We start from the raw sequence: 13,297 nt of genomic DNA, 5'->3' as shown, positions 1-13,297 counted from the left end.
TCAATAACCCACAATTAAATTCTTCTTTACAGATTGATTTTAATCAAACTTTCCTAACCGAATAGATGATTGAAATACTATTTGTTTTTCCACATTATTAAAAATCAAGAAATAAACTAAAGCTGATATTTTATTTCAATTAACAGGTTATTTTCATTATTTTTAGAATATGGTATCAATTATTATTCCTCAAAATAATGATTATCAGCATATTATTTCGGTATCATTTATTGTATTTTCAATGCAAAAGCCCCCGCTATAAGCGAGGACTGAACAATTAAATATGCACAATGAATAACTAATGCAGCTTTAGTTTCGGACGAATAATACGGTTAATGCTTCCTACTAACATCATTAAACCGGTTTTAACATAGCCATGAAGTGCTATTTGATGCATTCGATACAGTGAAATATAGACAAAACGCGCAATACGTCCTTCAACCATCATATCGCCACGCATTAAGTTCCCCATTAAGCTACCAACTGTACTAAAACGAGATAGAGAAACTAACGAACCATGATCTTTATAAACATAATCTTTCAGCGGTTTATCTTTCATCATAGCTAAAATATTGTCATAACAGCGGCTGGCCATTTGGTGTGCAGATTGTGCACGTGGTGGTACAAAACCCCCTTCAGGTTTAGCACAGGAAGCACAATCACCAATGGCAAAAATAGTGTTATCTAACGTAGTTTGCAGCGTTGGTTTAACCACAAGTTGGTTAATACGATTGGTTTCTAGCCCAGCAATATCTTTCATGAAATCAGGTGCTTTGATACCTGCCGCCCATACCATCAGGTCAGCATGAATTTTTTCACCGTCTTTGGTGTTTAATCCTTGATCATCAGCGCTGGTGACCATCGTTTTTGTCAGTACTTTAACACCTAATTTGTTGAGCTCTTGGTGAGCGGCACTCGAAATACGCGGCGGCAATGCAGGTAAAATACGTTCCCCTGCTTCAACCAACGTGACGTTCAATGCATCTGTGTCTAATCCTTTAAAACCATAGCTAGTTAACTGCTCGACAGCATTGTACAACTCAGCAGATAGCTCCACCCCTGTCGCACCGGCACCCACAATCGCAATATTCACTTTTTCTTCTGCATTATCACGCACAGAATAACGCAAGAACAAATTGAGCATCTCATCATGGAAACGATGCGCTTGTTGAGGATTGTCTAGGAAAATACAGTGTTCTTTGACCCCAGCGGTTCCAAAGTCATTTGAAGTACTGCCTAATGCCATGACTAAAATGTCATAATCAATTTCACGCTCAGGTACTAGTAACTCTGCATTTTTATCGCGTAATTCACCAAGTATGATTTTCTTATTATCACGATCAATTTGCGTCAACGAACCCAACTGAAAATTGAATGCATTGTGGCGTGCATGTGCAAGATAGCTTAATGCATCAACACCATCGTCTAATGAACCTGTAGCAACTTCATGTAGCAATGGTTTCCATAGGTGGCTAGGATTGCGATCTACCAAGGTAATTTCAGCGCGTTTTTTACGCCCTAATTTACGACCAAGCCGTGTTGCTAGCTCTAAGCCACCTGCACCACCACCCACAATAACAATCTTAGGTTGAGATAAGGTCATGTATTCCTCGTTACAAAATAAATTAATGTTATTTAAGCTTTTTCGGAAATAAAAAACTTAAATAACACTAATAAGCACGGATAAACCCTTGTTGACACGTCAGAATACCACGCTTGGTTATTTGGTCATACCAAATATTGATGTATATCAAATTAACTGATTAATATGACAGCGTTCACATGTTTGGTTCATATCAAAGCCATTACGAAACGAGTCAGCTATCAATAGATTGATATTAATCAATATTAGAAATAATTACCAACCTATTTGATAATGAGAATTACTTATTCTATTCTGAAGGGTTTGCTTTAGCTACCGTAATGAATGATGTGATATGTAATTTATTGAATATAAATAGATATAAAAAAACACCTAATAGCATTACCATCAGGTGTTTAACTTTAAAATAAACTGCTGTTAGTCGCTGATTAGCGCTGTTCTTGCCACTTACGATGCAAGTCCACTAATTTATTATGGCTTTCTTGCCAGCGCTGTGCCGCTTGCAGCTCTTTCAAGCTGTATTGACGACCGCTATGGAATAGTGATGAAGCTATACTAGCCGCTTGTTTTGGTAGGTTATCTAAAACATTGACCGCGCCAGTACGATTATTACACACCAATATCATGTCACAGCCCGCCGATAACGATGCTGCGGCACGTTCAGGATAACTGCCCATGATCGCAGCACCTTCCATTGACAGATCATCAGAAAAGATGACCCCATTAAAGCCAAGCTGTTCACGTAAGATTGATTTTAACCAGAAAGGTGAACCACTCGCAGGACGGTCATCGGCTTGTGTGTATATCACATGCGCAGGCATCACCGCATCAAGCAAATCACGCTGAATAAAATCCCTGAAAATTGACATATCTTTTTTACGGATAATTTCTAACGCACGGTCATCGCGAGGCGTTTCTTTATGCGAATCGGCTTTAACTGCACCATGACCTGGGAAATGTTTCCCCGTCGTTTTCATACCTGCACTACGCATTCCTTTAATGAAACGTTCTGCCATGACCATCGCAATTTCAGGATCCTCATGGAAAGAACGCTCCCCAATCGCAATGCTTTGATGGCCTAAATCAAGCACTGGAGCGAAGCTGATATCGATATCCATCGCAATCATTTCAGATGCCATCAACCAACCCGCCTCTTCAGCGAGCTGGGCACCTTCTGATTGGCTATTCAAAGCCGCAAATGCTTGGGCTGAGGGTAATGCGGTAAATCCATCACGAAAACGCTGAACGCGCCCACCTTCTTGGTCAACCGCAATCAACAAACGATGGCGTGACGCATCACGAATTTGGCGAACTAATTCCCTTAATTGTGCTGCATCATGAAAGTTACGAGTAAATAAAATCACCCCGCCAACTAACGGATGTGCCAATATTTCACGCTCTTCATTGTCCAGTTCATAACCCTGAACATCTAGCATTATCGGACCCATACATGCCTCACTGTTTAAACTATTTGCTATTATTACTAACAACTACAAATTTACATTAATTGGTTAAATGGAAATACTGCCTTAATGGTCGTGATCCTAACAAAAAATTAGGATTTTGGCTTTGATTCCATTGCACTTCATACCACATCAACATCATATATTTCACCCAAGGCTCCCAGCGCGCACAATGGCGAGCTAGACCTAGCACATCGGTATAAGCACCACAATACTCACCATACTGATGCAAAAAGAATTGACGCTGCTCTATATCAAGTTGATTAGCTTGAAAATAGGTTTCTAAAGACAGTCCGATATCGGCATTTGCCGCATACTCCCAATCTAACAACATGATATTATTATTCACATACAAAATATTACCACGATGAATATCCATGTGCGCAGGTGCTAGCTTTAACGTTTTTGGCATAGGTGACGAAAGGAAATAACGATGCAATCGCTGCCAACGGGGTTGCTGCCTTTTGCAATCGACCAAACACCCATAATGTGCAATTTCTTGCCTCAGCTGTAAACGGTAACTCAGCAACGGTTGAGTATGTAATTTAGCGATAGTTGCGGCCAAAGCCGATTGGAATTGAGAAGTGAAAAACTGTTCAGTGCTCGGATGTTGCCCTGCACACCATGACAACAGCAACCAGTCACGATTTCTAGCTAATTGCCTTGGCGCTTGAGCAAACCCCTGTAATTGATGCAAGATACGCGCTTCTTTGCGCCGATTGACCATCAATGCAGATTGTGTTTTACCTTGAGCACGCGCAATCACATCAATGTTTTGCATTCCGGTCACGGCTCGTAGGTGGTAACTGCCTCCTGATAGCCCTGCTAGTGGCGTTATTTCCCAGTTTTTACTGTTTATTTCTGGGAAATAACCTGCTAATAGGGCTAATAAAGAGTGATGATTACTCAATATCGTTTTTTCCTGACCAAAGGATTTCACCACTTTGTACTGCCATTAACTGCATTTCAATATCACGTTGTTTACTTGAGCCAGAAACAACACTGTACAACACATAATCTGCTTGCACATAACGGCCTAAACCGATCGCTTTACTGCGTGTCACTAAGCTATCTTCTTGAGATAACCCTAATGTTTTACGTGCTGCATTCGCAACATCTTGCGGAACAACTTTAAAACGGTTGCTATTATCAACCGCTTTTACGATGGCTGTAGTGGCATTTTGTACCGAAAACGATCCCGTCGTATTATTTTTGACTGAATCAACTAATAACACTTTGCCACTTTCAATACCACTTGTGCCGACCATTTGATTTATCAATGGTGAAACCGCTGAAGACCAGTCCGTAGTTTTTTGTTTCGGTGGTGTCGGCACCTTATCTGAAGGCGGTGGCGTAACAGGTTCAGCTGGCTCAGTTGGCTCTATTGGTACGACTGGCGGCGGCGTTTGCGGCCCTTCAGGGTGAAAAGAAGGACACCCCGCCAATATCATGGCTGCAGCGGCAACCAGTAAGATCCGTTTCATTATTTTTCTCCAAGCACTTGCGGTAAAAATACATAGATGCGCACATTGCGCGCGAGTGGTGATGTACTTTGTGCACTCACGCTTACCGACGAATTGGCGGGTATTGATTGCAGCAAATCATGTGAAGTGGCAATTTTTAACCCTTTATCATCATACCAATAGAGCCGATACATGACCGTTACTGCCTTTGGTTGGCTGTTGCTCATATTGATTGTAGCAACCGTTGCGTAGTTATCAACACTCACGACAGGTTGTTCAACAATAACCCCATGGGCCAGCACAGAAGGCTCCATAATGACACTTTGTTGCTCATTGAACACCAAGCCATCTCTTTTTCCCCAAATACAACCACTCAAGGAGAGGAGCACTGAACCGAGTACTAAACAACGGGTCACAATAGCCCATGGTTTTTTCATCGTTTAACCTTTACTTCGCCAGTAATGGACCCAGTGGACGCCCACCAACAAGATGCATATGGATATGGAAAACTTCCTGCCCTGAGTGTTCATTACAGTTCATAATCAAACGATAGCCGCTTTCTGCGATACCTTCTTGCTGAGCAATTTTTGCAGCAACCGTAAATAAACGCCCAAGAGCCAGTTCATCATCCACAGTTACATCATTCACAGTTGGAATTAATTTGTTTGGAATAATGAGAATATGTGAAGGTGCTTGTGGTGATATATCACGAAACGCTGTCACCAGTTCATCTTGATAAACGATATCAGCGGGGATTTCACGTCGAATAATTTTACTGAAAATAGTTTCTTCTGCCATTGCAAATTCCTTTAATAGTGACAAACAATTACGCTTTAATCGCACCAACATTCATATGGAATAAACGATTAAAGTTTTCAGTGGTGATGCGAGCCATTTCATTAGTGCTCACACCTTTTAATACCGCCATATACTCAGCGACATCTCGCACATAGGCAGGCTGATTTTCTTTTCCACGGTGAGGAACAGGCGCCAAGTAAGGTGAATCTGTTTCAACTAAAATTCGATCCAATGGCACAATCCTTGCTGCTTCACGAATTTGCTCTGCATTACGGAAGGTGACAATGCCAGAAAAAGAGATATACATACCTAAATCGAGTAATTCAATGGCCGTCTCTTTATCTTCAGTGAAACAATGTAGCACTCCACCACATTCAGCCACTTTCTCTTCGCGCAAAATAGTTAATGTATCTTCTCGTGCATCACGTGTGTGCACAATAACAGGTTTATTAACTTGGCGACCAATACGAATATGTTGGCGAAACGACTCTTGCTGAAGAGCAGCGTTTTCTTTTTGATAATAATAATCTAGACCCGTTTCCCCCAATGCAACCACTTCGTTACCCGCAGCCAGTTGTGCCAAACGGTCAAAGTCATAGCCTTCATCCAGATTTAACGGATGAATACCACAAGAAAATGCCACATTCGGGCGCTCACCAATCAAGGTTTTCATACTATCAAAACCGTGTAATGTCGTGGCGACCGCTAACATAAAACCAACATCGCGTTGCGATGCTTTTGCGATAACATCATCAACGCCAGTATGTAATTTTTCATAATCGAGGCAATCGAGATGGCAGTGTGAATCAACAACAAACATATTTTACTCTTTTATGCTGTAGGGAGAGCAACCAGTGCTTCCCATTGTAATAACTGATTAGTTAAAAGTAGCTCTTGATTAAGTGCGGGTACCGTTAACAATTGATGGCGACAATTTTGCCAAGCTTCATAGACATCAAACAACTGCGCTTTTGACATACGGGATGCCAAAATACTCGCAAGAGGTAGCTGATCTTGATTTAAACAGAACTGAGTCGCCTGTTGTTGTAGTTTCATGCTATCACTCAACAACCCTAACACCCAGCCAATCTGTTCGATCGCATTGTCATTATTCATCACTGGCAACAATGGCAACATGTCACCCTGCTGCAAGGCGTGCGCTAAAGTGTGACACAATGTTGTACGCTGTTGCCAATGCTCAGGTTGTAGCAATGACATCGCAGCAATTGGCGCTCCTTGGCATAATTTTAATGCGGTTAGCGCGTCATTATAGTTAACACCAGCAATCTGTTTTTGTAACCAATACCACGCCGTTTGTAACTCTGGAGGAGACAGAAACGTGCTTAAACAACGGCTACGCAATGTCGCCAATAAACTCTCGCGCTTTTCACACCCTAACAAAAAGTAAGTCTGTACAGTTGGCTCTTCGAGTGTTTTCAACAACGCATTTGCCGCTGCATCGGTTAATGCTTCAGTACGTGGTATATAAGCTACCTTAGCACCGCCTTGTTGTGCGTGGTTACTCAAGGTGTCAGTTAATTTTCTAACTGACTCCACGCTAATCGTATTTTTGCCTTTTTCAGGCTCTAAAACGTGATAATCAGGGTGAGTTCCTGCTAACATCAATTGGCAACTGTGACACTCACCACAACTTTTTAAACCATCCGTATTTTGGCAAATTAGCCAGCGGCTAATACCATAACATAGAGCTTCTGCACCATTGCCCGGAAGTGAGTGTAACAACAATGCATGGTGCCCACGGCCTTGTTGATAGGACGTCACCAATTGACGATACGTTTCATTCAACCAAGGGTACCAATTCATACCTTCACCTTACCTAGCCAACCATTTTTGCAATGTTTGGCGAATATCTTGCTGAACTTGTTCAATATTTTGGCTTGCATCAATCGTTAAGATCGTGTCATCCGCCGCCACCAGCTCAAGGTAGCGTTCGCGGGTGCGTTCAAAAAATGCTAATGATTCTTTTTCTATTCTATCTAACTCACCTCGAGCACGAGCTCGCTGTAAACCGAGTTCAGGAGGCAAATCTAAATATAAAGTCAACGCTGGTTTAAAATCACCAAGCACCAAATCACGTAGTGATTGCATCAATTGACGATCAATACCTCGCCCACCACCTTGGTAGGCTTGAGAAGACAAATCATGTCTATCACCAACTACCCATTGACCTCCAGCTAATGCAGGTTTGATCACATTTTCGACCAGTTGAACACGTGCAGCATATAGCATCAAGACTTCTGCCTTATCGGTTACTTTTTCCCCTGAAATGCCTTGCTTAATTAACTCACGCAGTTTTTCGGCTAAAGGGGTACCTCCCGGTTCACGTGTAAAAGCAATATTTTGAATACCCGCTTGGTTTAAGGTTTCCACAACAGTGTTAATGGCCGTGGTTTTCCCTGCACCTTCTAATCCTTCAATAACAATATAGGCGTTTTTCATGTTACTTATCATTCTGCTTTTCAATTTGTCGATAGACTTTGACCGCACGATTATGGTCATTCAGACTATTACTGAAGGTATGACCTCCAGTCCCATTAGCGACAAAGTATAAATAATCCGTTTTGGCTGGATGCGCGGCGGCTTTGATAGAGGCAAGGCTTGGCATCGCAATCGGTGTTGGTGGTAAACCATCAATTCGATAAGTATTGTATGGTGTATAGTTATCTAAATCACTACGATAAATTTTGCCGCGATACTTATCACCTAAACCATAAATCACTGTTGGGTCAGTTTGTAAGCGCATGTTTTTCTTCAAACGATTCACAAAAACAGAAGCGACTTGATTGCGTTCGCTATCTACTCCAGTTTCTTTTTCAATAATCGATGCCATGATTAACATTTCATAGGCATTTTTATATGGCAATTCTTTATCGCGCCCTTGCCATATCTCATCAACACTCTTTTTCATTTGCTGATGAGCACGTTTTAAGATATCAAGATCTCGTGTGCCGGCGGTATACAAATAGGTATCTGGATATAGCCACCCTTCCAGCGCACCATCACCTTCAAAGCCAATAAAAGTATATAACTCGGTTTGCGTTTTATCGTCTGTTTCATGCTTTAAATAAGGGGCATCGCGTAAAATATTTGTCCAATCAGATAAGCGATTCCCTTCAACAAAACGTATAGAAAATTGCGCCTCTTTGCCGCTAGAGATCAACGCCAACATCTGTTCTACATCCATATTGGGCTGTAGACGATAAGTTCCTGCTTTCATTTTGGCAAGCTCAGGACGTAATTTCAGTAACCACTGAAACTGATAACTTGGATTGATCACCTTTTCATCCACTAATAAGGTTTCAAATGCCACGCGTCCCGTTCCCGCAGGAACGGTAAAGATTTTTTCTTGTGTCAAATTGAGCGGTGCTTTCGCATAATTCAAAACCTGCTGATACATATAGTAAGCCGCAGCACCAATGATCAAGATAACCACCACCACTGCAATCGAAATTTTCTTAGCTAGTTTCATTCATCAACCACTTAATCACTAAATTTGGCAACGTAAAAAAAGATATTCAAACAATTCCCTTGATGAGTATTGCCATTGAGCCTTATTTTTACCTAAATTGATGGTAGCCACAGGTAAAATCGGCATTAACGTATTACAGAGCAAAACCTCTTCACAACACCCCAAAACATCAGGAAAGCGCTCGACTTCCTGAAGATGGTACTGGCTTGTTGAGAGCAGCGCTATAATCTTTTGTCTCATTAATCCATTCACCCCAGAGGCAGCCAGACTTGGCGTAAATACAGCCTCACCTTTGCGCCAAAAAATATTGGCGCTACAGCACTCAATTAAAACACCATCCGTATCGACAACTAATGCTTCGTCTACATGCGCCGCATCGATTTCTTGACGTATCAGAACTTGTTCCAAACGATTGAGATGCTTGATACCCGCTAGATATGGATTTTTACTGATTGGCACTTTGCTGAGTATTAAATTAGCGCCAGTTTGCTGTATCGCCTGATAATGTTGAGGAAATGCTGAAACAGAGACAATAACCGTTGGTTGTTCAAAGCCCAAAGAGCTATACCCCCTACCTCCAATACCACGACTAATAATTACCTTCATCACAAATTCATCATTCGCCTGCTGCTGACAAATTTGTTGAATATGCTGCTTTAATTGTGGCCAATCCGGCTGAGGCAATTGTAGGCGAGCGCTGTCCTGCACAAGGCGTGCAATATGATTGTCAATATTCTTTGGTTGATGATTAAACACGTGAATAGTCGTAAAACAACCATCGCCAAATTGCACCGCGCGATCAGAGGCATCAATTTGACGACATGCAACCCCATTAACCCAGTATGACATTGATAACTCTTACAATAATAGCTGATAAATCAGTCAGTAATAGAATGCTGATTATCATAAACTAAAGTGAAGATGACTGCAAAATCAATCAAATATAAAGCAAGTTTAAAACGACTAGCATTGTTTTAAAGGTATTAATGGGGTTAAGTTGCATGAAAAGCAAAAGGCACCTAAAAAAGGTGCCTTGCTTGATACAAATATAATTTAACGCAATAATATTAGTGTCGATTAAGTCTACTGATAGCGACGGAAAATCAATGAACCGTTTGTACCACCAAAACCAAATGAGTTACACAGAGCGTACTCCATGTTATCCACTTTACGTGCTTCGCCAGGTACAAAATCCAGCTTGCAAGCTTCATCTGGGTTATCAAGGTTAATCGTTGGTGGAACAATTTGCTCTGTCAGCGATAAAATCGTAAAGATAGACTCGATTGCACCCGCAGCACCTAAGAGGTGACCGGTCATTGATTTAGTCGAGCTAACTAACACATCGGTGTCTTCACCAAATACTGAAATCACGGCTTGTGCTTCAGCGAGATCGCCTGCTGGGGTTGATGTACCATGTGCGTTAATATAACCCACTGCCGTTGCATCAATACCTGCATCATTCAACGCATTGACCATTGCCATTGCAGCACCCTCACCATTTTCAGGTGGTGATGTCATATGGTAAGCATCACTGCTCATACCAAAGCCAGCAATTTCAGCGTAAATTTTTGCGCCGCGCGCTTTCGCATGTTCATATTCTTCAAGAACAATAATACCCGCACCATCACCGAGAACAAAACCATCACGGTCTTTATCCCATGGGCGGCTAGCCGCTTGAGGGTCATCATTACGCGTTGACAGCGCACGCGCAGCACCAAAACCGGCAACACCAAGTGGGGTTGTTGCTTTTTCGGCGCCGCCCGCTAACATGACATCAGCGTCACCATAAGCGATCATACGCGCTGCATGACCAATATTATGTACACCTGAAGTACAAGCAGTAGCAATAGAAATGCTTGGCCCACGAAGGCCGTACATGATGCTCAAATGACCTGCGACCATATTAATGATAGTTGAAGGTACGAAGAATGGACTCACTTTACGAGGACCGCCAGCTAGCATTGCTTCACAGTTCTCTTGGATCAAGCCTAGACCACCAATACCAGAACCAATCGCTAAACCTATACGAGTAGCATTGGCTTCTGTTACTTCCAATCCAGAATCTTTGATGGCTTGAGAGCCAGCAGCAATACCATACTGGATGAATGGATCCATCTTCCGCGCTTCTTTGCGGGAGATCCCATAATCTTCGTAGTTGAAATCTTTGACTACGCCAGCAAATTTAGTTGCGTGGTTGGTAGTATCAAAATGTTCGATGAGGCTGATACCACTCTGTCCGTCACAAACAGCTTTCCATGATGATTCAACTGTGTTGCCGACAGGAGATAACATGCCCAGTCCGGTTACGACTACACGACGCTTAGACACGTAAATCCTCCAAGGAGGGAAAAAGTTACAAAAGAAACATAGGCGGTCGAGTGACCGCCTAGATAAGTTTTAAAGCTATTACTTTGATGCGTTCTCGACGTAGTCAATCGCAGCCTGCACTGTAGTGATCTTTTCAGCTTCTTCGTCAGGGATTTCGATATCGAACTCTTCTTCCAGAGCCATAACCAGCTCAACTGTGTCAAGAGAATCAGCGCCCAAGTCATCAACAAATGAAGCTGCTGTTACAACTTCTTCCTCTTTAACACCCAGTTGCTCAACGATGATTTTCTTAACGCGTTCTTCGATAGTGCTCATACTATTAAAATTCCTATCAAAACTCGCTTTCGCGATGGTTTTCGTAGTTTATAAAATACAGGAAAAGATACAACCCAATCCCGGCTGTTGAAACCTAAATTTTGCATTATTTTGCGCTAATTAACACTAATAATGCAAATGGTTCCATCATTTCTTTAGATCATGTACATGCCGCCATTGACATGTAATGTTTCACCTGTGATGTAACCAGCTTCATTAGAAGCCAAGAATGCTACAGCACTGGCAATTTCTTGCGCATCACCCAGTCTATCAGCAGGAACTTGAGATAAAATGCCTGCACGCTGTTCATCTGTCAATGCTTTGGTCATATCAGTTTCAATAAAACCAGGCGCAACGACATTGACGGTGATACCACGGGAAGCGACTTCGCGAGCTAATGATTTACTAAAACCAATCAGCCCAGCTTTTGCTGCTGCATAATTCGCTTGCCCCGCATTTCCCATCACACCGACAACAGATGCGATAGAAATAATACGTCCACAACGTTTTTTCATCATGGCGCGTAATACGGATTTAGATAAACGGTAAACGGATGAAAGGTTGGTGTCAATAATATCTTGCCACTCATCTTCTTTCATGCGCATCAAAAGGTTATCACGAGTGATACCTGCATTGTTTACCAGTATATCAATTTCGCCAAACTGTTGACGAATATTATTCAAGGTTTCATCAATTGATGCAGGGTCTGTCACATTCAGAGCAAAACCTTTGCCTTTTCCATCTAAGTAAGCAGAAATCGCTTCTGCACCACTTTCGCTCGTTGCAGTACCGATAACGGTAGCACCACGCGCAGCAAGTGTTAAAGCAATCGCTTTACCGATACCACGGCTAGCACCTGTTACAAGTGCAATTTTTCCTTCAAAGCTCATATCGTCCTCAGAGGTTTTCTAACGCAGTCGCTAATGATACAGGATCATTGGCTGCAACGGCAGTTAAATTAGAGACAATACGCTTGGTAAGACCAGTAAGTACTTTTCCAGGCCCTACTTCAACAAGATGTTCAATGCCTTGATCTGCCATCAATTCTACCGTTTCAGTCCAACGAACTGGATTATACAATTGACGAACCAAAGCATCACGAATATTTTCAGCTGATTGCTCAATTTTTACATCTACATTGTTAATAACAGGGAAAACCGGCGTATTAAATCTAATGTCTTGTAATGCAATGGCTAATTTTTCAGCGGCAGGCTTCATTAATGCACAATGTGAAGGTACACTCACTGATAATGGCAGTGCACGCTTCGCACCTGCTTCTTTACACGCTGCTCCGGCACGCTCAACCGCCGCTTTTTCACCAGCAATAACGACTTGGCCTGGTGAGTTAAAGTTAACCGGTGAGACAACCTGCCCTTGCGCTGCGTCCTGACATGCCTTTTCGATCGATTCATTATCTAAACCGATAATCGCATACATGGCACCAGTGCCTTCTGGAACAGCTTCTTGCATCAACTTACCGCGCAACTCAACTAATTTAATTGCGTCTTTAAAATCCATCACGCCAGCACAAACTAATGCAGAATACTCACCAAGGCTATGTCCTGCCATCATGGCTGGCATTGGGCCATTCTTCGCTTTCCAAACACGAAAAATAGCCACAGAGGCAGCTAACAATGCAGGCTGAGTTTGCCATGTCTTATTTAATTCTTCTTCTGGCCCGTTTTGCACTAATGCCCAGAGATCGTAACCTAACGCTTCAGATGCCTCAGCGAATGTTTGTTCCACGAGCGCATTTTCAGCCGCTAACGCAGACAACATACCGAGAGACTGAGACCCTTGACCGGGAAAAACCATAGCAAATTGTGTCATGTCTTTT

At 42.2% G+C, this 13,297-nt stretch carries 15 protein-coding genes; all 15 read right to left on the bottom strand.

Annotation, left to right across the window (positions count from 1 at the left end):
* Positions 1-298: 298 nt before the first annotated feature.
* Positions 299-1,603 carry an NAD(P)/FAD-dependent oxidoreductase gene (locus tag AC3Z9T_RS02525; protein WP_490124623.1) on the bottom strand — a complete coding sequence of 435 codons (1,305 nt, stop codon included), beginning with the start codon at positions 1,601-1,603 and terminating at the stop codon, positions 299-301.
* A 428-nt stretch (positions 1,604-2,031) separates the two neighbouring features.
* Complete coding sequence (nagZ, locus tag AC3Z9T_RS02520; RefSeq protein WP_490124622.1) at positions 2,032-3,051, bottom strand: beta-N-acetylhexosaminidase; 1,020 nt, start codon at positions 3,049-3,051, stop codon at positions 2,032-2,034.
* 55 nt (positions 3,052-3,106) lie between these two features.
* Positions 3,107-3,976 carry a phosphotransferase gene (locus AC3Z9T_RS02515; RefSeq protein WP_490124621.1) on the bottom strand — a complete coding sequence of 290 codons (870 nt, stop codon included), beginning with the start codon at positions 3,974-3,976 and terminating at the stop codon, positions 3,107-3,109.
* Entirely contained in the window at positions 3,969-4,550 is a 582-nt protein-coding gene (gene lpoB / locus AC3Z9T_RS02510) for a penicillin-binding protein activator LpoB (protein WP_490124620.1), read from the bottom strand. The genes AC3Z9T_RS02515 and lpoB overlap by 8 nt, the downstream gene beginning before the upstream one ends.
* Positions 4,550-4,966, bottom strand: a complete 417-nt coding sequence (locus AC3Z9T_RS02505; protein ID WP_490124619.1) for a YcfL family putative periplasmic lipoprotein — start codon at positions 4,964-4,966, stop codon at positions 4,550-4,552. Before AC3Z9T_RS02505 ends, lpoB begins: the two co-directional genes overlap by 1 nt.
* A gap of 10 nt (positions 4,967-4,976) precedes the next feature.
* Positions 4,977-5,327, bottom strand: coding sequence for a purine nucleoside phosphoramidase (gene hinT, locus AC3Z9T_RS02500; protein ID WP_490124618.1), 351 nt, complete (start codon positions 5,325-5,327; stop codon positions 4,977-4,979).
* 28 nt (positions 5,328-5,355) lie between these two features.
* Positions 5,356-6,147, bottom strand: coding sequence for a metal-dependent hydrolase (locus tag AC3Z9T_RS02495; RefSeq protein WP_490124617.1), 792 nt, complete (start codon positions 6,145-6,147; stop codon positions 5,356-5,358).
* An 11-nt stretch (positions 6,148-6,158) separates the two neighbouring features.
* Positions 6,159-7,151 (bottom strand): DNA polymerase III subunit delta', encoded by a 993-nt coding sequence (holB, locus tag AC3Z9T_RS02490; protein WP_490124616.1) that lies wholly within the window; start codon positions 7,149-7,151, stop codon positions 6,159-6,161.
* A gap of 9 nt (positions 7,152-7,160) precedes the next feature.
* Positions 7,161-7,787 carry a dTMP kinase gene (gene tmk / locus AC3Z9T_RS02485; RefSeq protein WP_490124615.1) on the bottom strand — a complete coding sequence of 209 codons (627 nt, stop codon included), beginning with the start codon at positions 7,785-7,787 and terminating at the stop codon, positions 7,161-7,163.
* Position 7,788: 1 nt separating this feature from the next.
* Positions 7,789-8,817, bottom strand: a complete 1,029-nt coding sequence (gene mltG / locus AC3Z9T_RS02480; protein ID WP_490124614.1) for an endolytic transglycosylase MltG — start codon at positions 8,815-8,817, stop codon at positions 7,789-7,791.
* Positions 8,818-8,835: 18 nt separating this feature from the next.
* Positions 8,836-9,666, bottom strand: a complete 831-nt coding sequence (gene pabC, locus AC3Z9T_RS02475) for an aminodeoxychorismate lyase (RefSeq protein WP_490124613.1) — start codon at positions 9,664-9,666, stop codon at positions 8,836-8,838.
* A gap of 234 nt (positions 9,667-9,900) precedes the next feature.
* A complete protein-coding gene (gene fabF / locus AC3Z9T_RS02470) occupies positions 9,901-11,145 on the bottom strand; it encodes a beta-ketoacyl-ACP synthase II (RefSeq protein WP_490124612.1) in 1,245 nt (414 codons plus the stop codon).
* A 78-nt stretch (positions 11,146-11,223) separates the two neighbouring features.
* Positions 11,224-11,460, bottom strand: coding sequence for an acyl carrier protein (gene acpP, locus AC3Z9T_RS02465; RefSeq protein WP_008910816.1), 237 nt, complete (start codon positions 11,458-11,460; stop codon positions 11,224-11,226).
* Between the two features lie 155 nt (positions 11,461-11,615).
* Complete coding sequence (fabG, locus tag AC3Z9T_RS02460) at positions 11,616-12,350, bottom strand: 3-oxoacyl-ACP reductase FabG (RefSeq protein ID WP_490124611.1); 735 nt, start codon at positions 12,348-12,350, stop codon at positions 11,616-11,618.
* A gap of 7 nt (positions 12,351-12,357) precedes the next feature.
* A complete protein-coding gene (fabD, locus tag AC3Z9T_RS02455; RefSeq protein WP_490124610.1) occupies positions 12,358-13,290 on the bottom strand; it encodes an ACP S-malonyltransferase in 933 nt (310 codons plus the stop codon).
* Between the last annotated feature and the right edge of the window lie 7 nt (positions 13,291-13,297).

Source organism: Providencia sp. 6390, assembly GCF_058148425.1.
Note: the sequence above shows the minus strand (reverse complement) of the source record. Positions and strands in the feature narration are given on the sequence as shown.